Source organism: Paracoccus sp. MBLB3053 (assembly GCF_031822435.1).
GTDB lineage: Bacteria > Pseudomonadota > Alphaproteobacteria > Rhodobacterales > Rhodobacteraceae > Paracoccus > Paracoccus aurantius.
Genome location: NZ_JAVQLW010000001.1, coordinates 2,667,533 through 2,688,062, shown reverse-complemented (window position 1 = coordinate 2,688,062; position 20,530 = coordinate 2,667,533). Strand labels below are relative to the sequence as shown.

20 protein-coding genes and 1 tRNA gene are annotated in these 20,530 nt (G+C 63.2%); 12 read left to right on the top strand and 9 right to left on the bottom strand.

Going from position 1 to position 20,530, the window contains the following annotated elements; all coding sequences use genetic code 11:
• Positions 1 to 272 precede the first annotated feature (272 nt).
• From RGQ15_RS13415 to RGQ15_RS13385, 7 genes are all read left to right on the top strand, one after another.
• Positions 273 to 2,183, top strand: a complete 1,911-nt coding sequence (locus RGQ15_RS13415) for a cation:proton antiporter (protein WP_311160802.1) — start codon at positions 273 to 275, stop codon at positions 2,181 to 2,183.
• A gap of 100 nt (positions 2,184 to 2,283) precedes the next feature.
• Positions 2,284 to 4,029, top strand: a complete 1,746-nt coding sequence (argS, locus tag RGQ15_RS13410) for an arginine--tRNA ligase (RefSeq protein ID WP_311160800.1) — start codon at positions 2,284 to 2,286, stop codon at positions 4,027 to 4,029.
• Between the two features lie 68 nt (positions 4,030 to 4,097).
• Positions 4,098 to 5,255 (top strand): SPOR domain-containing protein, encoded by a 1,158-nt coding sequence (locus RGQ15_RS13405; RefSeq protein ID WP_311160799.1) that lies wholly within the window; start codon positions 4,098 to 4,100, stop codon positions 5,253 to 5,255.
• A 4-nt stretch (positions 5,256 to 5,259) separates the two neighbouring features.
• Entirely contained in the window at positions 5,260 to 6,246 is a 987-nt protein-coding gene (gene nagZ, locus RGQ15_RS13400; protein WP_311160797.1) for a beta-N-acetylhexosaminidase, read from the top strand.
• Positions 6,247 to 6,304: 58 nt separating this feature from the next.
• On the top strand, positions 6,305 to 7,129 hold the full coding sequence (locus RGQ15_RS13395) for a segregation and condensation protein A (RefSeq protein WP_311160796.1): 825 nt from the start codon (positions 6,305 to 6,307) through the stop codon (positions 7,127 to 7,129).
• On the top strand, positions 7,126 to 7,797 hold the full coding sequence (gene scpB / locus RGQ15_RS13390; protein WP_409201321.1) for an SMC-Scp complex subunit ScpB: 672 nt from the start codon (positions 7,126 to 7,128) through the stop codon (positions 7,795 to 7,797). Before RGQ15_RS13395 ends, scpB begins: the two co-directional genes overlap by 4 nt.
• A gap of 19 nt (positions 7,798 to 7,816) precedes the next feature.
• Complete coding sequence (locus RGQ15_RS13385; RefSeq protein WP_311160795.1) at positions 7,817 to 8,011, top strand: hypothetical protein; 195 nt, start codon at positions 7,817 to 7,819, stop codon at positions 8,009 to 8,011.
• Positions 8,012 to 8,036: 25 nt separating this feature from the next.
• Here RGQ15_RS13385 and RGQ15_RS13380 read toward each other — a convergent pair whose 3' ends face one another.
• The 4 genes from RGQ15_RS13380 to ihfA all read right to left on the bottom strand — a co-directional run bounded on the left by RGQ15_RS13380 (position 8,037) and on the right by ihfA (position 10,312).
• Complete coding sequence (locus tag RGQ15_RS13380; RefSeq protein WP_311160794.1) at positions 8,037 to 9,110, bottom strand: 2'-deoxycytidine 5'-triphosphate deaminase; 1,074 nt, start codon at positions 9,108 to 9,110, stop codon at positions 8,037 to 8,039.
• A gap of 60 nt (positions 9,111 to 9,170) precedes the next feature.
• A tRNA-Pro gene (locus RGQ15_RS13375) sits at positions 9,171 to 9,248 on the bottom strand.
• Between the two features lie 123 nt (positions 9,249 to 9,371).
• Positions 9,372 to 10,004, bottom strand: coding sequence for a MerR family transcriptional regulator (locus tag RGQ15_RS13370; RefSeq protein WP_311160793.1), 633 nt, complete (start codon positions 10,002 to 10,004; stop codon positions 9,372 to 9,374).
• Positions 10,004 to 10,312 carry an integration host factor subunit alpha gene (gene ihfA, locus RGQ15_RS13365; protein WP_311160791.1) on the bottom strand — a complete coding sequence of 103 codons (309 nt, stop codon included), beginning with the start codon at positions 10,310 to 10,312 and terminating at the stop codon, positions 10,004 to 10,006. The genes RGQ15_RS13370 and ihfA overlap by 1 nt, the downstream gene beginning before the upstream one ends.
• Positions 10,313 to 10,510: 198 nt before the next feature.
• Here ihfA and RGQ15_RS13360 point away from each other — a divergent pair, with 198 nt between their 5' ends.
• On the top strand, positions 10,511 to 10,786 hold the full coding sequence (locus RGQ15_RS13360; RefSeq protein ID WP_311160789.1) for a DksA/TraR family C4-type zinc finger protein: 276 nt from the start codon (positions 10,511 to 10,513) through the stop codon (positions 10,784 to 10,786).
• On the opposite strand, the gene RGQ15_RS13355 is transcribed toward RGQ15_RS13360, so the two are convergent.
• The 4 genes from RGQ15_RS13355 to RGQ15_RS13340 form a co-directional block, all read right to left on the bottom strand.
• Positions 10,787 to 11,758 (bottom strand): beta-ketoacyl-ACP synthase III, encoded by a 972-nt coding sequence (locus tag RGQ15_RS13355; RefSeq protein WP_311160787.1) that lies wholly within the window; start codon positions 11,756 to 11,758, stop codon positions 10,787 to 10,789.
• Positions 11,758 to 12,873, bottom strand: coding sequence for a phosphate acyltransferase PlsX (plsX, locus tag RGQ15_RS13350; protein ID WP_311160786.1), 1,116 nt, complete (start codon positions 12,871 to 12,873; stop codon positions 11,758 to 11,760). The genes RGQ15_RS13355 and plsX overlap by 1 nt, the downstream gene beginning before the upstream one ends.
• Before the next feature lie 17 nt (positions 12,874 to 12,890).
• Positions 12,891 to 13,097 (bottom strand): 50S ribosomal protein L32, encoded by a 207-nt coding sequence (gene rpmF, locus RGQ15_RS13345; RefSeq protein ID WP_311160784.1) that lies wholly within the window; start codon positions 13,095 to 13,097, stop codon positions 12,891 to 12,893.
• A gap of 291 nt (positions 13,098 to 13,388) precedes the next feature.
• Positions 13,389 to 14,207, bottom strand: coding sequence for a sulfotransferase family protein (locus RGQ15_RS13340; RefSeq protein WP_311160782.1), 819 nt, complete (start codon positions 14,205 to 14,207; stop codon positions 13,389 to 13,391).
• 135 nt (positions 14,208 to 14,342) lie between these two features.
• Between RGQ15_RS13340 and RGQ15_RS13335 the strand changes: the two genes are divergently transcribed.
• A complete protein-coding gene (locus RGQ15_RS13335) occupies positions 14,343 to 15,920 on the top strand; it encodes a DUF5928 domain-containing protein (RefSeq protein ID WP_311160781.1) in 1,578 nt (525 codons plus the stop codon).
• Between the two features lie 13 nt (positions 15,921 to 15,933).
• Positions 15,934 to 16,308 carry a histidine triad nucleotide-binding protein gene (locus RGQ15_RS13330; protein ID WP_311160780.1) on the top strand — a complete coding sequence of 125 codons (375 nt, stop codon included), beginning with the start codon at positions 15,934 to 15,936 and terminating at the stop codon, positions 16,306 to 16,308.
• 11 nt (positions 16,309 to 16,319) lie between these two features.
• Here the strand turns inward: RGQ15_RS13330 and RGQ15_RS13325 are convergent, their stop codons facing one another.
• Complete coding sequence (locus tag RGQ15_RS13325) at positions 16,320 to 17,273, bottom strand: ABC transporter ATP-binding protein (protein WP_311160779.1); 954 nt, start codon at positions 17,271 to 17,273, stop codon at positions 16,320 to 16,322.
• 69 nt (positions 17,274 to 17,342) lie between these two features.
• On the opposite strand from RGQ15_RS13325, the gene RGQ15_RS13320 reads away from it, so the two are divergent.
• On the top strand, positions 17,343 to 17,531 hold the full coding sequence (locus RGQ15_RS13320; RefSeq protein WP_311160778.1) for a zinc-finger domain-containing protein: 189 nt from the start codon (positions 17,343 to 17,345) through the stop codon (positions 17,529 to 17,531).
• A gap of 182 nt (positions 17,532 to 17,713) precedes the next feature.
• The gene (gene polA, locus RGQ15_RS13315; RefSeq protein WP_311160777.1) at positions 17,714 to 20,527 is read left to right on the top strand and encodes a DNA polymerase I; all 2,814 of its coding nucleotides are present in this window, start codon (positions 17,714 to 17,716) and stop codon (positions 20,525 to 20,527) included.
• Positions 20,528 to 20,530 lie beyond the last annotated feature (3 nt).

Here is a 20,530-nt window from a genome sequence, read left to right as displayed (position 1 = left end):
TTTCGTTTCAATGCGCAGAATCACTTCCTGCGCTGGTCTTGCGTCCAACGCCGCAAACGGTCCCGTGATCAGATCGAAGGTCCGATGGCGGCGGTTCGGGACGCAATCTCCGCACGCCCCTCGCCATGTCTGCCGGATGCAGACGCGTAGGGGCCTATCGGAAAACGCGGGTCGCGTCAATCTGATCGCAGATTTTCCGTGACTGCCGGAACCTGACGGAACAATGTGAAGCTCTTATCCGGGTCTCCGGTCAGGCAGTTGCGAGGGAGTGAATGGCGTTGGAGACGATGGGGCTGAGCCCGATGGAGGCCTTTGCGATCGTGGGTGTCGCGGGTGTGGGTGCGCAGTGGATCGCCTGGCGCTTCCGGATGCCGGCGATCGTGCTGATGCTGGCAGTGGGGCTGCTGCTGGGGCCGGTGCTGGGCGTCTTTCTGCCCGAGCGCGATATCGGCCCGCTGCTTGAACCGCTGATTTCGCTCGCGGTGGCGATCATCCTTTTCGAAGGCGGGCTGACCCTGAATTTTCGCGAACTTCACGACGCGAAATCGGCCGTCCTGCATCTTGTCTATATCGGAGCACCCCTGGGCTGGGCGCTTTCGGCCCTGGCGCTGAATTTGATCGCTGGGCTTTCATGGGAGGCGGCGATCGTCTTTGGCGGCATCATGATCGTGACCGGGCCTACCGTCATCGCGCCGCTGCTGCGGCAGGCCCGGCTGCGGGCAAGGCCGGCGCAGGCGCTGCAATGGGAAGCGATCGTGAATGACGCGCTTGGCGCGCTGGCGGCGGTGCTGGCCCTGCTGGTCGTTCTGGTCGGGCACCAGAACCTTGGCGGGGGCGAGGCGCTTTGGCATCTGGTTTCCGGTGTCAGCTTCGCCGTGCTGCTGGGTCTCGCCGCAGGCGGGGGGATTGTCGCAGCATTCCGGCGCAACCTCGTCCCCGAATACATGAAGGTGCCGCTGCTTTTTGTGACTGTCCTTGCGGCTTTCACCGGGGCGAACGCGATCTTGCATGAAAGCGGGCTGCTGACCGTCACCGTGATGGGGCTGCTGATCGCGAATGCGAACCTGCCCAGTTATTCCGAGATCCATCGCTTCAAGGAAAGCGCGACCATCCTGCTGGTTTCCGGCGTGTTCATCCTGTTGGGGGCCGGCTTCAGCTTCGAGACGCTGCGCCTGCTGGACTGGAGAGCCGTAGCCTTCGTGCTGAGCGTGATCCTGGTCATCCGGCCATTGACTGTCTTTCTGTCGCTGATGGGAACCGCTCTGCCCTGGCAGGAAAAGGCCCTGATCGCCTTCACGGGTCCGCGTGGTGTCGTTCTGGTTGCCGTATCGGGGATATTCGCCGAACAGCTGGTGGCGCAGGGAATTGCGGACGGGGCGCTGCTGGTGCCGCTGTCCTTCGTTCTGGTCGTGGCGACGGTTGTTCTGCACGGATTCACCCTTGCGCCGCTTGCGCGAAGGCTTGGCCTGACCTCGGGCGACAAGCCGGGATTGATCATCGTGGGCGGGTCGCAATTCTCGACCGAGCTTGCCCAGGCGCTGGAAAAGGCCGAGGTGAAGGTCCTGATCGCGGACCCCAACCGCCGTCGCCTTCTTTCCGCGCGAAAGGCTGGCCTGCATTACTATTATGGCGACATTCTTTCCGAGGCGGCCGAGACGAGCGTCGAGTTCATTGCCTATAACGCGCTGCTTTCGGCTTCGGACAATGACGCCTACAACACACTTGTCGCCACCGACCTTGGCCCCGAACTGGGCCGGAACGCGATCTGGCAGGTGACGCGCGAAAAAGAGGACGTGGCCCGTTACACCCTGCCCAGTCAGTTGGGCGGGAAGTCCATCGCCGGAGGTCGCACCCTTTCGCAATATCTCGCGCTGCTCGACGAGGGCTGGAGCTTTCGCACGACCCGGCTGACCGATGAGTACAGGATCGAGGCCTGGCGCGAGGCTTCGCCCGACGCGATCCCGCTTGCCCTCGTGACACGCGACAAGCTTTCCTTCATCAGCGAAGGCGGCAGGCTGAACGAGGCCAAGCCGGGCGCAAGGATCATTTCGCTGATGCCCCCGGATGTCAGCGCCTCGGCGTCGCGAGCCGATCGCGCCACGGCCTCGTTGCTGCCCGCCTCGCGCCTGCCGGACGCGCGGGTGGCCGCTGAGCCGGAAGCGGCCTCGGGCGCGACGATCTGAGCGTCACGTCAATCCGTGCTGCGCTTTCCTGCCAGCGCCCCTGTGGTTGACGGCCCCCAAGGGCAGGCGTTATCCCGCAGCGACCTTACGGATGGAAGCCATGAACCTCTTTTCGGATATCCGCGCGCTTGTGATCGACGCGCTGGCGCAGATGGAACAGGCGGGTGAATTGCCCGCAGGACTTGAAACCGCTGCAGTGACCGTCGAGCCACCGCGCGATGCCGCCCATGGCGACATGGCGACCAATGCCGCGATGGTGCTGGCCAAGCCTGCCGGCAAGAAGCCGCGCGAGATCGCCGAGGCGCTGGCCGCGCGTCTGGCGGCAGATCCGCGCATCACGGTGGCCGATGTTGCTGGACCGGGTTTCCTGAACCTGCGTCTTGCCCCCGGCCAATGGCAGGACGTGCTGCGCGTGGCGCTGACCGATGGTGCCGATTATGGCCGATCGACGCTGGGCAGCGGCACCAAGATCAACGTCGAATTCGTCAGCGCGAACCCGACCGGCCCGATGCATGTCGGCCATACGCGCGGTGCCGTCTTTGGCGACGCGCTGGCAGCGCTCTTGGATTTCGCGGGTTATGACGTGACGCGCGAATATTACATCAACGATGGCGGGGCGCAGGTCGACGTGCTGGCGCGCTCGGCCTATGAGCGTTACCGCGAGGCGAACGGGCTTGAGCCCGAGATCCGCGAGGGTCTTTATCCCGGCGATTACCTGATCCCGGTGGGCGAGGCGCTGAAGGCGAAATATGGCGCGAGCCTGCTTGATCAGCCCGAATCCGAATGGCTGGTCGAGGTGCGCGATTTCGCCACCGCCGCGATGATGGACATGATCCGCGAGGACCTTGCGCTGCTCAATGTCCACATGGACGTCTTCGCGAGCGAAAAGGCGCTTTACGGGACCGGCCGGATCGAGGCCGCGATCGACCGGCTTCGTCAGGCCGGACTGATCTATGAAGGCGTGCTGGAACCGCCGAAGGGCAAGACGCCGGAAGATTGGGAGCCTCGTGAACAGACGCTGTTCCGCTCGACCGCGCACGGAGATGACGTGGATCGTCCGGTCAAGAAATCGGATGGGGCCTGGACCTATTTCGCGCCCGACATCGCCTATCACTGGGACAAGATCGACCGTGGCTTCGACCAGCTGATCGACGTCTTCGGCGCCGATCACGGAGGCTATGTCAAGCGCATGACGGCAGCCGTCGCCGCGCTTTCGAACGGTCGCGTGCCGCTGGATGTGAAGCTGATCCAGCTGGTGAAGCTTTTCAAGAACGGCGAGCCCTTCAAGATGTCCAAGCGCGCCGGCACATTTGTCACCCTGCGCGACGTGGTCGAGCAGGCCGGGGCGGATGTGACCCGCTTCCACATGCTGACGCGCAAGAACGACGCGGCGCTTGATTTCGATTTCGACAAGGTGCTTGAGCAATCCAAGGACAACCCCGTCTGGTATGTTCAATATGCCAGCGCGCGGATCAATTCCGTGCTGAACAAGGCCGCCGAAGCCGGTGTCGCGACCGATGACGCGGCGCTTGCCGGTGCCGATCTGGCGCGACTCAGCCATCCGGCCGAGCTGGAAATGGCCAAGAAAGTTGCCGAATGGCCACGCACCGTGGAAATCGCCGCAAAGGCTCATGAGCCGCACAGGATTGCTTTCTATCTCTATGATATCGCGTCGGAACTGCATTCGCTGTGGAATCGCGGCAATGACGAGGCATCGCTGCGCTTCGTTCAGGATGGCGATCCTGCAGCAACATCGGCGAAAATCGCGCTGGCCCGGTCCGTTGGCGTTGTCATTTCGGCCGGTCTTGGTATCTTGGGCGTGACTCCGGCCAAAGAGATGCGCTGAAAATAGCGTCCTGCCGGTGTCGAGCAGTGCAACGAACAGACACCGGACACACCGGCAGGCAGGCATCAATGGCAGTAGTAGATTTCCGCTCCGGCGGGTTTCAGGGCTCGCGGCCACAGCGGCATGCGCAGGAATTCCACTATGGCCAGGACTCGCATGACGAGGACTATCACGAGGAATGGCAGGACGAGGACTGGGAGGATGAACGCTTCTCCCACGGTGCGGCGCTCGCCGAACCGGATAGCGTCCTTGGCCGCGTTTCCCGGCTCACGCATTATTTCGGCGCGCTGATTTCGGTCGGACTCATCGTCGTGCTCGCGGTTTGGGGGTTCAAGCTCGTCGTGCGCGATGTGTCGGGCGTGCCGGTCATCCGCGCGGTCGAGGGCGCCGCCCGCACGGCCCCGGTCGATCCGGGGGGCGAGCTGAGCGACCGCACCGGGCTTGCGGTCAATGCCGTCGCGGCGGGCGCGAGCTCTCAAGTCGCCGACAAGGTCGCGATTGCACCTTCCGCCACTGGGCTTGCCGAACAGGACGTTCCGATGGGCGAATTGGGTGTTGCCGCACGCGAGCCTTCGCGTCCGGTAGAATTGCCGCTGCTTGACGACACGGCGCGCGTGATCCCGCTTCCCGATGGCGAAGCGGCGGCACTGGCCGAATCGACGATCGAACCCGACGATGTTGCAAACGCGATCATCTCGGACGCCCCGCCGAGCGAGGCGCCGGTCAACGAGGCGCTGACCGACCTGTCCGGACAGGAAACGCAGAACAACGCCATAACCCAGGCCCTGGTCGAAGCGAATTCTGCGCCGATCGCGGCCGCGATTGCGCAATCGGCCCGGCCCGCACCGCGTCCGCGCCGGGTCGCAGCCGCGACGACGACCGCGAATGACGCCGCGCCCGTGGTTGCGGCAAGCCGCCCCGCTTCTGCTCCGTCCGAAGCGCCTGCACCGGCGCTCGCTCCTGCGAAAGTCGCGGCGGGGTCGGCTCTTGTCCAGATCGGTGCCTTCGACAGCGACGCCATCGCCAAGGGGGAATGGGATCGGGTCTCGGGCAAGTTCGGATCGCTTTTCTCGGGCAAGTCGCGCATCGTCCAGGAAGCTCAAAGTGGCGGGCGCACCTTCTGGCGCCTTCGGGCCGGAGGTTTCGCCTCGCGCGATGAGGCGCGTCGCTTCTGTGCCTCGCTGATCGCTGCGGGCGTCGACTGCATTCCCGCGACCGCGAAGTGATCGCATGACCAGCGCTACCATTCTGGGCGGCATCGCCGGCCCCGATCTGACGGCATCCGAACGGGATTTCTTCCAGGGCGCGAATCCCTGGGGGTTCATCCTGTTCGGTCGCAATATCGACACACCTGAACGCTTGATCCGGCTGACCGCAGCATTGCGCGACGCCGTGGGCCGTGATGCCCCGGTCCTGATCGACCAGGAAGGGGGCAGGGTCCAGCGTTTGCGTTCGCCGCATTGGACCGACTGGCCCGCGCCGCTGGATCAGGCCGGGCATGGCGAACGTGCCGTCTGGCTGCATCATTTCCTGATGTCGCGCGAATTGCGCGGCATGGGGATCGACGCGGATTGTGCCCCGGTGCTGGATATCGCACGGGAAGACACCCATCCCTTCCTGCGCAACCGCTGTCTTGGCACCGATGCCGAGACGGTCATCCGCCTGGGTCGTGTCGCGGCCGATGCGATGATGGCTGCGGGCGTCCTTCCCGTCATCAAGCACATGCCCGGACATGGGCGGGCCAAGGTTGACAGCCACAAGGACCTTCCCGTGGTCGATGCCAGCCTGGACGAGCTCGCGCAGACCGACTTTGCGCCGTTCCGCGCGCTGGCGGATTTGCCGATGGCGATGACCGCTCATATCCGTTTCACCGCCATCGACGCGGCTCCGGCCACGGCCTCGGCCCCGGTCATCCAGATGATCCGCGAGACGATCGGCTTCGACGGGCTTCTGATGTCCGACGATATCGGCATGGAAGCCCTGTCAGGCAGCCCGGCGGAACGCGCCGCCGCCACGATCGCCGCAGGCTGCGACCTTGTCCTGTCCTGCAACGAAACGGTCACCCAGATGGAAAGCATCGTCGCGGCGGCCGGGCAGATGTCCGATCGGGCGCGGTTGCGGGGGGATCGCGCGCTTGCCCTGCGCAGGGCAGGGGAGAGCTGCGCCGAGGACGAATTGCGCGCCGAGTTGCGCGCCCTTGGTGGCCTTGCCGCCTGATATTGACTTGAGATCACGCATGCCCGATTCTGTTCCGATCCATCGGGCCTGACCGACCATGACCACGGTTCCCTATCTGAAAGCGGTTCCCGAACCGGAACCCGGCAAAGCTGCCGCGCCGCAGGACGCGAGCGTGGCCGAACGGCAGGCAGAAGAAGTCCTTGTCGTCGATGTCGCAGGTTTCGAAGGCCCGCTCGACCTTTTGCTGACGCTGTCACGGACCCAGAAGGTCGATCTGCTCCAGGTTTCTGTTCTGGACCTGGCAGATCAATATCTGGCCTTTGTCGAGCAGGCGCGCGCGCTTCGCATCGAACTGGCAGCGGATTACCTGGTCATGGCGGCCTGGCTGGCATTCCTGAAATCCCGCCTTTTGCTGCCGCCCGACCCCGAGGCCGAGGGACCTTCGGCCGAGGACATGGCCGCGCATCTCGCCTTCCAGCTTGAGCGCTTGCACGCCATGCGCGAGGCGGCCTCAAGCCTCATGGCGCGCGACAGGTTGGGGCGTCAGCGCTTTGTCCGGGGCGCGCCGGAAACCGTCGCCCGATCGCGCAAGGTTGCCTGGCAGGCGGGGCTGATCGACCTGATGCGGGCCTATGCACGGCTGCGGACGCGCGACGAATTCCGCCCCTATGCCTTCGACCGCAAGGACGTGTTCACGATGGAGCAAGCCCTCGAGCGGGTTCGCGGCATGATCGGCTATGCTGGCGACTGGACCGAGCTTATGTCCTTTCTGCCGGATGGTTGGGGCGAGGATCCGGGTCGACGCCGTTCGGCCACGGCCGCGACATTCGCCGCGACGCTGGAGCTGGCACGACAGGGGCAGCTTGAATTGCGCCAGGCGGACACATTCGCCCCTATCACCATTCGCAGACGGCAGAAATGACCCAGACCGATATCCCGACCGAAGGCGCAACGCCGTCAAGCCCGCGACTTGATCCGCCTGCACCGTCCGAGCAGGAGCGCATGATCGAAGCGATCCTGTTTGCCGCATCCGAGCCGATGAGCCTGCGCGAGATCGTCGCCCGCTTGCCCGAAGGTTGCGAGCCTTCCGAAGCGCTGATGAGCCTGCGTGCGCGCTACGAGGGGCGAGGCGTACAGTTGGCGCGCATCGGCGATGCCTGGGCGTTCCGCACGGCTGCCGATCTGGCGTTCCTGATGCAGGAAGAAACGACCGAGACTCGCAAGCTTTCCCGCGCCGCGACCGAGACGCTTGCGATCATCGCCTATCATCAGCCCGTCACGAGGGCGGAAATCGAGGAGATTCGTGGCGTCGCGGTCAACCGCGGGACATTGGATCAGCTGATCGAGCTTGACTGGGTCCGCGTCGGGCGACGCAGGCAGACCCCGGGCCGTCCGGTGACATTCGTGGTGACCGAGAGCTTCCTCGACCATTTCGGGCTGGAAAGTGCGCGCGATCTGCCGGGATTGGCCGAGCTGCGCGCCGCGGGCCTTCTTGAATCGCGCCCGCCCGAGGAACGTTCTGCGTTCTTCCCGGCCGTTCCGGGCGAGGGGGACGAGGCCATGGCCGAAGACGCCTACGAAGACGAGTGACAGCGGGGAAAGCCGAAAGATGAACGTAAATCAGCTCATGGGCATGCTCAGCCGGATGTTGACAAACCGGCTGATGCATTGGGGCATACGCAAGGCCAATTCCGACAGCAGCGGTCGGCAGACACCCCAGCAGCGACAACGCGAAAAGTCGGCGCGCAAAGCGATCAAGCGCGCCCGGCAGGCAGCCCGCATCACGCGTCGCATCGGGCGTTGACGGTCGCTTTCAGGGTTAGAGACGGTCAGCTTGCCACGAATTGCTTGGCGAGCTTCAACCCCTGTCCCTGGTAGTTCGAGGCGATCCCGCTGCCGTAAAGGCAATCGGGGCGATTGGCCATCCGTTCGTAGACCAGTCGGCCGACGACCTGCCCATGCTCAAGCGCGAAGGGCGCTTCGTGGCAGCGCACCTCAAGGACGCCACGCGCCCCAAGCCCCGAAGGGCCGTGCCCGAAGCCCGGATCGAAGAAGCCCGCGTAATGGACGCGAAACTCACCCACCATCGCGAGATAGGGCGCCATTTCGGCGGCGTAATCGGGCGGAATGGCCACGGCTTCGCGGCTGACCAGGATGTAGAAGGCGCCGGGATCAAGGATGAGTTGGCCGTCACTCGTGCGCAATTCGTCCCAAAAATCCCGCGCGCGATAGGCGCCGATCCGGTCCAGATCCACGACCCCGCTATGGGGACGTGCGCGATAGCCCACCAGATCGCCATGAGCCGGCCGCAGGTCTACCGAAAAGCCCAGCCCGTCATCGATCAAGGCATCGCCCGTCACGAGCGGCTCATCCGCGTGCAATGCGCGCAGATCGTCATCGCTCAGCAGCGACTGTCCCTGCCGCAAGCGAAGCTGGTTCAGGCGCATGCCGGGGCGAACCAGAACCGAGAAGCTGCGCGGGCAGATCTCGGCGTAAAGCGGGCCGTCATAGCCTTCGGGCAGGCGGTCGAACTCGGTGCCCTCATCCGTGACGAGCCGGGTCAGCAGGTCAAGCCGCCCGGTCGAGCTTTTCGCGTTCGCGACAGCCTCAAGTCCGGCGGGCAGCGAAAGCCGCTCCATCAGAGGCACGAGATAGACGCAGCCCTTTTCCAGCACGGCGCCATCGCTCAGGTCCATGCGGTGCATCTCGAAATCGGCAAGCCTGTCGCTGACCTTGCGGCCCCTTCCGCAGAGGAAGGATGAGCGCAACCGCCATGCCGTGGTTCCAAGCCGCAGATCAAGACTTGCGGGCTGGATCTGCGCAGGAAGGATCGAGGAAGAGGCCGAGATGGCGCCGTTTTCGATCAGAAGACGCAGGGCGCTGTCAGGCAGAACACCGTTCAAGAAAGATCCTTTCGGAAAAGGGAAACGCCCACCCCCGGATGGGGATGGGCGTTTTCGGAATGGTCGGGCCGGCGAGATTCGAACTCGCGGCCTTCCGCCCCCCAGACGGACGCGCTAACCAGGCTGCGCCACGGCCCGACGGGGGTCATATAGAGGGAAGCGGGCGGGCAGCACAAGGGGTTCCGGAAGGAAATTTCACGAATAATGACGATCTGCGCGCAGGCCGGCGCAAATGCTGCGAAATCTCGTGGAATCATCGCATTAGCGAAGTTCGGACAATAGCTCGCGCAGATTGCGGGCCCTTGGGTGAAGCGATGCCCCGCGCGCTTCGTGCCCGCGCATGATCTGGGCCGCGCGCGCAATCCGGCCAAGCCAATGCATCCCGTCGGTGGTCTGGCTTTCACCCGGCTGTTGGTGGTCGGCAAAGAGCGGAAGCGAATCGGAATTGCCGGAATTGCGCTTGCGCGCTGCCGCTCGATTGACCGCGACGCTGTCGCGGGGGGGCTGCGGTTTCGCCAGGGCAGAGGCAGCGGGATCGGGCAGCGCAAGCTGATCGGCCGGCTGGTGGGCAGGGATGCGACGTTCGGTTTCTGGGGCGCTGTCTCGCATCGCGTCCCCAAGGCGTATTTCACCGATCCGCCGCAATTCCGCGCCGCGATCCGAGGAAATCAGGCGCTTGGCTCCCCGGATACTCAGCCCCTCTTCGCGCATGACCTGGCACAGGCCAGCCACAAGGCGCACGTCGTCAGGCCGGTAATACCGTCTGCCGTCGCCGCGCTTGACTGGGGAAAGCTGGCTGAACTGGGTCTCCCAATAACGCAACACATGCGGCGCGACGCCTACGAGGCGCGATACCTCGCCGATGGAGCGGAAGGCGTCGGGAGACTTGTCCATCAGCTATCGGACTTGTTTCCGGCGGCCACCCGATCCTTCATCAGATGTGATGGCCGGAATGACAGCACGCGACGCGGCGTGATCGGCACTTCTTCCCCGGTCTTGGGGTTGCGTCCGATCCGTTCGTTCTTGTCCCGCACCGAGAAGGTGCCAAAGGACGAGATCTTGACCTGTTCGCCCCGGACGAGTGCGTCGGAAATATGGCCCAGGACACTTTCGACCAGCTGCGCGGATTCGTGGCGGGAAAGACCCACTTCGCGAAATACGGCCTCGGCCAGATCCATGCGGGTCAGTGTAGAGTCGCTCATCTGGGAAACCTCTCTCTCCTGATCAGGATGATTTTTTTGCGGCGAGGTGTCAACAAGCTGGGCTGGAAAACGGTTCCGGTCGAACCGATTTCTTTCATATTTTTCGGGCGTTATCGGGAATTCGGGGGCAAACTGCGGATTGACTGCCCGAAAATTGACCCCATCTATCGGAAAACGGAGCCACAAGAGGAGGCAGGCATGGCCGGAGGCTGGGCGCGCGACGGCGCGGTGAACGACCAGATCGACGTCTCTACGCAAGAGGCGATTGCCCGTATGCGCGAACGGAATGCCCATCGCCAAAGCGGTGAAAGCGCCGAATTTTGCGTGGAATGTGACGAGCCAATCCCACCGGCGCGCCGCGAGGCCGTGCCCGGCGTGCAGCTTTGCGTTGAGTGTCAGTCGAAACAGGACAAGGCCTGGCGTCCGCAGGCCGGAATGAACCGCAAGGGGTCGAAGGATTCGCAGCTGCGCTGATTACCAGCGCAGCACCACCGAACCCCATGCCAGGCCCCCGCCGATCGCTTCGGCGACAAGGACCTGTCCGGGCTTGAATTTGCCTTCGGACGCCGCGACCGAAAGTGCCAGCGGGATCGAGGCCGCCGAGGTATTGCCGTGATCGGCAACCGTCAGCACGACTTTCTCCATCGGCAATTGCATCCGCTTCGCGGTCGCCTCGATGATCCTCAGGTTTGCCTGGTGCGGCACGAGCCAGTCGACCTGACCGGTGGTCAGCCCGGCCCGTTCGATCGTGCGATGCGCGGTATCGGCCAGCTTCTCGACAGCATGGCGGAACACAAGGTTCCCCTGCATCCGCAAATGGCCCGCCGTGCCAGTCGATGCGACACCGCCATCGACATAGAGAAGGTCGCGATACTGGCCATCGCTGTTGAGGTCGGTCGCGAGAATGCCCCGATCCTTGGGGTCGCCGTTGCCCTCGGCTGCTTCGAGCACGACTGCGCCGGCTCCGTCGCCGAATAGCACGCATGTGCCGCGATCGGTCCAGTCCATGATGCGGCTGAAGGTTTCCGCACCGATCACCAGGATGCGTTCCGCCTGACCCGAACGGATCATCGCATCGGCATTGGCCAGGGCAAAGACGAAGCCCGCGCAGACAGCCTGGACGTCGAAGGCAAAACCGCCCTTCATGCCCAGACCCGCCTGCACCATGGTCGCGACCGAAGGGAAGGTGAAGTCCGGCGTCGAAGTAGCCACGATAACCGCGTCGATCTGGTCGGCGGTCATGCCCGCATTCGTCAAGGCAGCCTTCGCGGCGGCGATGCCCAGGTCGCTGGTCCGTTGATCCTCTGCCGCGAAATGGCGGCGTTCGATCCCGGTGCGAGTGCGAATCCATTCGTCGCTGGTGTCCAGCTTGTCTTCGAACCAGCTGTTTTCAACCACACGTTCGGGCAGGTAATGGCCCGTGCCCCGGACAACCGCACGCCGCATCAGGACGTCCTCTTGCTTTCTGCGCCGGAAATGCCGGCCGTTTCATGGGTAAGCGACTGGGCGATGCGCGCAGCGAGGCGATCGTGAAACCCGGATTGCGCAAGCTGGAAGGCCAGCTTGATTGCGGCCGAGACGCCGGTTTCATCGGCCGAACCGTGTGACTTCACCACGGTTCCGTTGAGGCCAAGGAAGACGCCCCCGTTCACCCGACGCGGATCGATCCGCTTTTGCAACCGCTTGAGCGAGGTCATGGCGAGAAGTGCCGCGAACTTGGAAAGCACCGAGTTGCCGAAAGCTTCCTTGAGGAAATCGCCGACAAGCTTGGCCGTGCCTTCGCCGGTCTTGAGCGCGACATTGCCCGTGAATCCATCGGTCACGATCACGTCGACACGGGCAGAGGGCAGATCTCCGCCCTCGACAAACCCCACATATTCGAAATTGGCGCTTGCCGCGCTCAGGCCGATCAGCTCATGGGCCTGCTTGAGTTCGGCGCGGCCCTTGTGCTCTTCCGTGCCCACGTTCAAAAGCCCCACCCGTGGAAGGGCGAGGCCAAGACCGTTTCGGGCATAGGATGCGCCCATCAGCGCATATGTAAGCAGGTCCTGCGCATCGGCCCGGATATCCGCGCCGACGTCGAGCATGACGTTGAACCCCTGCGGATTCCGCGAGGGCCAGAGGCAGGCGATGGCAGGGCGGTTGACACCCGGCAACTTGCGCAGACGCAGCATCGACAGTGCCATCAACGCGCCGGTATTGCCGCAGGAGACTGCGACGGTCGCTTCGCCCTTGCGGACCGATTCGACGGTGGACCACATCGAGGTGCCTTCGCCTTTGCGAAGCACCTGGCTGGGCTTGTCCTCCATCGTCACGACGCCTGGCGCGTCGCGAATGTCGCAACGCTCGGCAAGGCCGGGCCGCTTGGCGATCAGCCGTTCGAGTTCGGCCCGGGGACCGTGGACGATGAACCGGATGTCCGGATTCTTGTCGGCGCTGAGCGCGATGCCCGCCACGACCGCGGCAGGACCGCGATCGCCGCCCATGGCATCAACGGATATCACCACGCTGCCCTTGAATTCATGGGCGCGCGTATCGGTCGAGATCTCCGCCGAAGTCATGTCCTCGGTCGGTCCGCTTACGCCGCGTCGTCGTCCAGGTCGACTTCGTTGGCCTGAGCGACGACCTCACGGTCGCCATAGTGGCCGCAGGACGGGCAGACGTGGTGCGGGCGCTTCAGTTCGCCGCAGTTCGAGCATTCGTTCGGGTTGCCGGCAACCAGGGCGTCATGCGAACGACGCATGTTGCGGCGGGAGCGGGTAACTCGGTTCTGAGGGACGGCCATGTCACAACCTCAAGTGGTTCGGGGGGCGGCCTCACGGCGGCCCCGGATTCTGATATCGGGTCTGGGGCGGGGCATAGGCCAATGACGCGTCGACCGCAAGGCACGAAACGAGTGTTCGCGCTCGGGGGCCACGGTCCGGGTTATCCCCCACCGGTCGAATGAACGCGGCAAAATAGCGTATTCGATCCGTTCCGCAAGGGGAAACTTTCTGCTTTGAAGGAAAAACCGCGGCGGAGACGAGGGTCAAGGGGGACAATGCGGCAGATCGCGACCTGCCGCATGCCCCCGGGGTCAGCGACCGAGCTTGGCGTGAACCTCGGCAAGGTCGACTTCGGATTTCGGGAACTTGTTGTCCGGGTTGTCGAAGTCGTATTTGAAAAGCTGGAAGTCCTTCTTGTAGACTTCCCAGACAAGATGGCGCGACAGGTCGTCGAAATAGTCGCTGACCTTGTGTGCCCGCTTGGGGCCGTGTCCTTCGGATTCGTTGAATTTCGGCACGTCGTTCACATCCACCTTGACCCGCGTCGAGGCGGCGTTCAGCACCTTCTGCATGCCTTCGTTGAACTTCTCGGTGAAAAAGATCTGATCGTAGCGTCCGCCATTCACGATGAAGGTCGAGATGTGGCCCGACATGGATGACCAGTGGATGTCAGGCTCCATCGGGCGGCGCCAGCGGATGGTGTCGCGCGCGAACAAAAGGAACCTGCGGAAGCTGGCGATCTGGTCGAATTCGAAATCGTTTTCGGGGCTTCCCACGTCGATGCCATAGCGCTGCATCAGTTGCGGGATCAGGCTGCCGCGGTACCGCTTGCCGTTGCGCTGGATGCCCGCGATCTTGTCGAAGAACGAAGAAAGGACGCGGGTATAGGGATTGCGAACACAGGTGAACGTCAGGGATTGATGGGCCTTCACGTTCTTTTCAATCAGATTCTGGCTTTGATCCTGGTTCCATTTGTGCAGCCCTTCGGTGGAATCGTGAATGTCGCCGTCGAAATAGCGGCCATGATCGGAATAGAACATGATCTGACCGATTGATGAGCAGGCGCATTTCGGGACGACACGATAGACCATGCTTTCGCTTTCAGTCATCCAAGTTCCGGGAAAACCCATTGAGATATTCCTTGTTGGAGGCTGGGGTCGGGTTGCCGACCTTGCCAAAATCGTTAGACACAGAAAGCAAATCGCTGACAGAGTTTCAACCGCGTGTAGAACAAGACCGCTGTCATGAATGGATTGATTAGATAAATGGCGCGGATTGCCTTCATTCTGCTCTGCCACAAGGACCCGAAGGGGGTGGTGGCCCAAGCCAACCGCCTGACCGCTTCGGGAGACTACGTTTCCATCCATTTCGATGCCCGCGCCAACCTGCGTGACTTTGAACTGATCCGTTCGGAACTGGCCGACAACCCTTCGGTGGTTTTCGCGGCCAAGCGCTGGAAATGCGGTTGGGGGGAATGGTCGCTGGTCGGGGCCACGCTCGAGGCGGTCAGGGCCGCCGTGGCATCCTTTCCGTTGGCCACGCATTTCTACATGCTCTCGGGCGATTGCATGCCGATCAAATCGGCCGAATACGCGCATGCCTTCCTCGATGCCGAGGATTGCGACTACATCGAAAATTTCGACTTTTTCGAGTCGGACTGGATCAAGACGGGCTTCAAGGAAGAACGGCTGATCTATCGCCACTGGTTCAATGAACGCACCCAGCCCAAGCGGTTCTATGCCAGCTACGAGCTGCAGAAGCGTTTCAAGATCACCCGCCAGATCCCCAGCGACATCCAGGTGAGGATCGGTTCCCAATGGTGGTGCCTGAGACGCCAGACGGTCGAGCGTGTGCTTGAGTTCTGCGCAAGCCGTCCGGATGTGATGCGGTTCTTCGCTACGACATGGATACCCGACGAGACCTTCTTCCAGACCGTCGTGCCCCATGTCGTGCCGCGCAAGGAATTGCGTCCACGGACGCTGACCTATCTGGTCTTCACCGATTACGGCATGCCCGTGACCTTCTACAACGATCACTACGATCTGCTGATGGGCCAGAATTACCTGTTCGCCCGCAAGATCAGCCCCGAAGCCCTGCGCCTGCGCGAACGCCTGGGGGCGCTATGGGCGGCCGAGGGCGTGCATTTCCCGATTTCGAACGAAGCCACGGGCCTCTTTCGCTTTCTGACCGGTCGCGGGCGGGTCGGTCGGCGATTTGCGCCCCGATTCTGGGAAACGGATGGCACGCTTGGACGTGAAAATTCGTTGCGTCTGATCGTGTCCAAGAAATGGCATATCGCCAAGCGCCTGACCGAGGCCATTCGAACCCATACCGATATTCCGGCCGTCGACTACCTGTTCAACGAGGCCGAGGCGCGCCTGCCTGATCTGGGCGGCGTCGAGAACACGGTCAGCAAGCGGCATCGCCACCGCAAGGCGCTTCTGCGGCTTCTTTTCGAGCAGTTTGACGCGAACCGCCTCGTGATCTGCCTTGACCCTTCGGGCATGCACCTGATCCAGGACCTGGCCTCTGACAAGACCGACACGCGGGTTCTTCTGATCGATTCGCATTTCGATGACGATTACCTGCGCGGTCATATCGGACGGGTCGGCCTTGCCGGTCCCGAGACATCCGAGGAAGTGATCGAGCGCCTGCTGCCGACTGTCCGAGCCGATCTTGAACATGAGGCCGAACGGTTGCGCGATATAGAATTCACCAGCTTCCACTCGATAGCGCCCTGGCGCAGCGCCGAAGACAATGCCGTGCAGATCGCACGCTTTCTCGACGTGATGCCAGAAATGGGGCGTGAGCTGGCCAGCACGCAGTTTCTTTTCGCCGAATGACAGGGAGGGGCACATGCCTGCCTATGACGAGACAAACATTTTCGCGCGCATCCTGCGGGGCGAGATCCCGAACCAGACCGTTCTGGAAACGGAACATACGCTGGCCTTTCGCGACATCGCGCCCAAGGCCCCGGTGCATGTGCTGGTGATCCCGAAGGGCGCCTATGTCAGCTATGACGATTTCGCGGCAAATGCTTCGGACGCCGAGGTCCTGGATTTCACCCGCGCCATGGCGCGCCTGACGCACGAACTGGGCGTCGATCTGGACAGCGGGCAGGGCTATCGCGTCATCACCAATGCCGGTGTGCATGGCGTGCAGGAAGTCCCGCATTTCCACATGCACATCCTTGGCGGAAGGAATATCGGCCGGATGGTCGATCCGGCCTGACCCGGCCCCGATCAGGACCTCGAGGTCAACTGGACGAAAACGTCCTCGAGGTCCGGCACTTCGGCCGCAATGTCGCGAATGGGAATTCCCGCGCCGCGAATGGCGTCGATCAGCGCATCGGCGGTGGTGCGTGACGGGGCATAGCTGATCGCAAGCCTGCCATCGGCGCGGCGTTCGGCCCGGACATTTGTCGGAAGCTCGGGAATGGCGCGCGCATCGCCCGTATCCAGAATCAGCGTCTTTGAATCCGCGCGTCCGACAAGCGTGCGGGTTTCTTCGCACTGGATCAGGCTGCCACGGTCGACGATGGCGATGCGGTCGCACATCTCTTCGGCCTCTTCGAGATAGTGGGTCGTGAGGATGATGGTCATCCCCTGTTCGTTCAGCCGCCTGACATTGCGCCACAGCGTTTCGCGCAACTGGATGTCGACCCCTGCGGTCGGCTCGTCCAGCACGAGAATCTGGGGCCGGTGGACCAGCGCCTTGGCCAGCAGCAAGCGTCGTTTCATGCCTCCCGACAGGTGACGGGAATAGCTCTCCGCCTGGTCCGAAAGCCCGACCAGCTCGAGCAGCTCGTCTGTCCAGCGTTCGCGCTTGGGCACGCCGTAAAGCCCCGCCTGCACCTCGAGGCTGGCCCGCGGGCTCAGGAATGGGTCGATGTTCAGTTCCTGTGGCATGACCCCGATGGCTGCGCGCGACTGGCGGGGGTTCACGTCCTGGTCGAAGCCCCAGATCGAAACCTTGCCGGCCGTCTTGCGCACCAGCCCGGCCAGAATGTTGATCGTGGTGGACTTGCCCGCGCCGTTCGGCCCGAGCAGGCCAAAGATCGATCCTGCAGGGATCGAAAGGTCCAGCCCCTTCAGCGCCTGTTTCGGCGGAGCAGAGCCAGAGGCGGCATAGGTCTTGGTCAGGCCTCTGATCTCGATCGCATTTGCTTCGGTATTGAAGTCCCGGGGGGCTGGCATAGCGTCGTTCCAGTCATTATGATCTGCGCCGGTTTAACTCCGTTTGTTGTCAGAGCTCAAGGAATCGCCATGACCCTTCCGGCCCCCGAGATCCAGGTTGTCACTTCATGGAAGGTGGCTTGCGATGGGGATGAATCGCGCGGTGCAGGCCATCCGCGGGTTTGGCTTGCCATTCCCCATGATACCGGCTTCGTTGAATGCGGCTATTGCGACAAGCGCTTCGAGATCGACCGCGCCCATGCGCATGACGATCACTGAGACGGGCTGAAGGGCCGCCCGAATGGGGTGCCTCGCTGTCTGAGCGCGAAGCGAACCCGGTCCGGCAGGGCCGGGTTTTGTCATGCGACCGCGCGTTCGGATCGTCCGCCAGAGCCGGTCTTGGCCCCCGGCTTCCTTCGTGGCAGAAGGGGGCGACTGATTTCTGCACGACGGGGGCATAAATGACTGAAGCATTCGGCAAGGGCCACCATCTGCATCTTATCGATGGCTCGGCCTTCATCTTCCGGGCCTATCACGCGTTGCCGCCTCTGACGAGGCGTTCGGACGGGCTGCCCATCGGTGCGGTCGCGGGCTTTTGCAACATGCTCTGGAAATACATCCAGGACGGGACCGGCCCGGACCAGCCGACCCATGCCGCCGTGATCTTCGATCACTCGTCAAAGACCTTCCGCAACGACATCTATCCGCTTTACAAGGCCAATCGCCCGCCGCCGCCCGAGGACCTGCGCCCGCAATTCCCGCTGACCCGCGAGGCGACGCGCGCCTACAACATCTCCTGCATCGAAACCGAGGGCTTCGAAGCCGATGACATCATCGCCGCGCTGTCGTGCAAGGCGCGTGATGCGGGCGGGCGCGTGACCATCATCAGTTCCGACAAGGACCTGATGCAGCTCGTGGGCGGCGGGGTCGAGATGATGGACCCGATCAAGGGCAAGCAGATCGGTCCCGACGAGGTTTTCGAGAAGTTCGGCGTCAAACCGGATCGCGTCGTCGATGTGCAGGCGCTGGCCGGCGATTCCGTCGACAACGTACCCGGCGCACCTGGAATCGGGATAAAGACTGCCGCGCAACTTATTCAGGAATATGGAGATCTCGAGTCCCTCCTTGAACGTGCATCCGAGATCAAGCAGCCCAAGCGACGTCAGACCCTGATCGACCATGCCGAGCAGATCCGCATCTCGAAACGGCTGGTCGAGCTGGATTGCGACACGCCGCTGGATTTCGGGCTGGACACGCTTGAGGTGCGCGAGCCCGACCCTGAGGCGCTGCTTGAATTCCTGACGCGAATGGAATTCCGCACCCTGACAAATCGCGTGGCCGAGCGTTTCGGAACTGCGGCCCCCGTCATCACCGACGCGCCTGCCGCCGCCAGCGATGCCGCACCGGCAGCAGCCGAACTGCCCCCGATCGACCGCAGCGGCTATGTCGTGATCCGTGACGAGGCGAGCCTTGCCGAATGGCTGGCCGAGATTTCCGAAAAGGGTATCGTCGCCATCGACACGGAAACGACCGGGCTTGACGAGATGCGCGCCGATCTGGTCGGCGTTTCGCTTTGCACGGGACCGGGTCGGGCGGCCTATCTGCCGCTGGGCCATGTCGGCGAGGGGATCTCGGGCGACCTGTTCGGTGGTCCCGCCCTGGCCGAAGGGCAGATGGCCGCCGAACGTGCGCTGGCGATGCTCAAGCCCGTGCTCGAAGATGAGGCGACGCTGAAGATCGGGCAGAACATCAAGTATGACTGCAAGATCCTTGCACGGCTGGGCATCCGCATGGCCTCGGTCGAAGACACCATGCTGATGTCTTATTCGCTGAACGCGGGATCGCACAATCACGGCATGGACGAGCTTGCCGAACTTTATCTTGGGCATAAATGCGTGCCCATCAAGGATCTGATCGGTTCGGGTAAGTCGCAGATCAATTTTGCGCAGGTGCCGATCGACAAGGCGGCCGAATATGCGGCCGAAGATGCCGAGGTGACATGGCGGCTGTGGCATCGCTTCCGGCCCGAATTGTCGCGCGAGCATGTGGCTACGTCCTACGAGCTGCTTGAACGGCCGATGATCAATGTGCTGGCCCAAATGGAAATGACCGGCATTCGTGTCGATGTCGGCCATCTGCAGCGCATGTCCAGCGCCTTTGCCCAGAAGATGGCCGCGCTGGAGGAGGAAATCCATGCCTTGGCCGGGGGCAGCTTCAATGTCGGCAGCCCCAAGCAACTGGGCGAGATCCTGTTTGATCGCATGGGGCTGCAAGGGGGCAAGCAGGGCAAGACCGGCGCCTATTCGACAAGCGCCGAAGTCCTTGAAGATCTTGCCGCCGAGGGGCACGATCTGCCCGCGCGCGTGCTGGACTGGCGGGGCATCTCGAAGCTTAAATCGACCTATACCGATGCGCTGCCGCTGCATGTGAACCCCGAAACCGGCCGGGTCCATACCAGCTATTCGATTGCCGGCGCGCAGACCGGGCGTCTGGCCTCGACCGATCCGAACCTGCAAAACATCCCGGTTCGGACCGACGAAGGCCGCCGCATCCGCGAGGCGTTCATCGCCGGTCCGGGAATGCGGATCGTCAGTCTCGACTACAGCCAGATCGAATTGCGCATCCTGGCCCATGTGGCGCAGATCCCGGCGCTGAAGCAGGCGTTTCGCGATGGCATCGACATCCACGCCATGACCGCGAGCCAGATGTTCGGCGTTCCGGTCGAGGGCATGGACCCGATGATCCGCCGCCGTGCCAAGGCGATCAATTTCGGCGTGATCTACGGCATTTCGGGCTTTGGCCTTGCGCGCAACCTGCGCATTCCCCGCGCCGAGGCACAGGCCTTCATCGACACCTATTTCGAACGCTTCCCCGAGATCCGCGCCTATATGGACCGCACCATTGCCGAGGCCAAGCAGGACGGGCATGTGCGCACCTTGTTCGGACGGCGCATCAACACGCCCGGCATCAACCAGAACGGCCCGGCAGCAGGCGGCGCCAAGCGCGCCGCGATCAACGCCCCGATCCAGGGGGCGGCGGCCGACATCATTCGTCGCGCCATGGCTCGCATGCCCGCCGCGATTGCGCATCTGCCGGTCGGCATGTTGCTGCAAGTCCATGACGAGCTTGTCTTCGAGGCTGAAGAGGGGGCGGTCGATGATCTGATCCGCATCGCCCGCGAGGTCATGGAGGGGGCGGCGGAACCGGCCATCAAGCTTGATGTCCCACTGATCGTCGATGCGGGGCAGGGCGCCAACTGGGCCGAGGCACATTGAGCC

What these genes read in the sequence shown, in the direction of transcription:
- RGQ15_RS13355 (WP_311160787.1), bottom strand. Translation starts at nt 11,758, where the DNA reads ATGCGGCGTGCGGTTGTCCGGGGCACGGGCCATTACCTGCCCGAACGT.
- RGQ15_RS13415 (WP_311160802.1), top strand. Translation starts at nt 273, where the DNA reads ATGGCGTTGGAGACGATGGGGCTGAGCCCGATGGAGGCCTTTGCGATC.
- RGQ15_RS13385 (WP_311160795.1), top strand. Translation starts at nt 7,817, where the DNA reads ATGAACGTAAATCAGCTCATGGGCATGCTCAGCCGGATGTTGACAAAC.
- RGQ15_RS13405 (WP_311160799.1), top strand. Translation starts at nt 4,098, where the DNA reads ATGGCAGTAGTAGATTTCCGCTCCGGCGGGTTTCAGGGCTCGCGGCCA.
- argS (WP_311160800.1), top strand. Translation starts at nt 2,284, where the DNA reads ATGAACCTCTTTTCGGATATCCGCGCGCTTGTGATCGACGCGCTGGCG.
- RGQ15_RS13360 (WP_311160789.1), top strand. Translation starts at nt 10,511, where the DNA reads ATGGCCGGAGGCTGGGCGCGCGACGGCGCGGTGAACGACCAGATCGAC.
- RGQ15_RS13325 (WP_311160779.1), bottom strand. Translation starts at nt 17,273, where the DNA reads ATGCCAGCCCCCCGGGACTTCAATACCGAAGCAAATGCGATCGAGATC.
- scpB (WP_409201321.1), top strand. Translation starts at nt 7,126, where the DNA reads ATGACCCAGACCGATATCCCGACCGAAGGCGCAACGCCGTCAAGCCCG.
- RGQ15_RS13340 (WP_311160782.1), bottom strand. Translation starts at nt 14,207, where the DNA reads ATGGGTTTTCCCGGAACTTGGATGACTGAAAGCGAAAGCATGGTCTAT.
- rpmF (WP_311160784.1), bottom strand. Translation starts at nt 13,097, where the DNA reads ATGGCCGTCCCTCAGAACCGAGTTACCCGCTCCCGCCGCAACATGCGT.
- RGQ15_RS13370 (WP_311160793.1), bottom strand. Translation starts at nt 10,004, where the DNA reads ATGGACAAGTCTCCCGACGCCTTCCGCTCCATCGGCGAGGTATCGCGC.
- ihfA (WP_311160791.1), bottom strand. Translation starts at nt 10,312, where the DNA reads ATGAGCGACTCTACACTGACCCGCATGGATCTGGCCGAGGCCGTATTT.
- plsX (WP_311160786.1), bottom strand. Translation starts at nt 12,873, where the DNA reads ATGACTTCGGCGGAGATCTCGACCGATACGCGCGCCCATGAATTCAAG.
- RGQ15_RS13335 (WP_311160781.1), top strand. Translation starts at nt 14,343, where the DNA reads ATGGCGCGGATTGCCTTCATTCTGCTCTGCCACAAGGACCCGAAGGGG.
- RGQ15_RS13330 (WP_311160780.1), top strand. Translation starts at nt 15,934, where the DNA reads ATGCCTGCCTATGACGAGACAAACATTTTCGCGCGCATCCTGCGGGGC.
- nagZ (WP_311160797.1), top strand. Translation starts at nt 5,260, where the DNA reads ATGACCAGCGCTACCATTCTGGGCGGCATCGCCGGCCCCGATCTGACG.
- RGQ15_RS13395 (WP_311160796.1), top strand. Translation starts at nt 6,305, where the DNA reads ATGACCACGGTTCCCTATCTGAAAGCGGTTCCCGAACCGGAACCCGGC.
- polA (WP_311160777.1), top strand. Translation starts at nt 17,714, where the DNA reads ATGACTGAAGCATTCGGCAAGGGCCACCATCTGCATCTTATCGATGGC.
- RGQ15_RS13320 (WP_311160778.1), top strand. Translation starts at nt 17,343, where the DNA reads ATGACCCTTCCGGCCCCCGAGATCCAGGTTGTCACTTCATGGAAGGTG.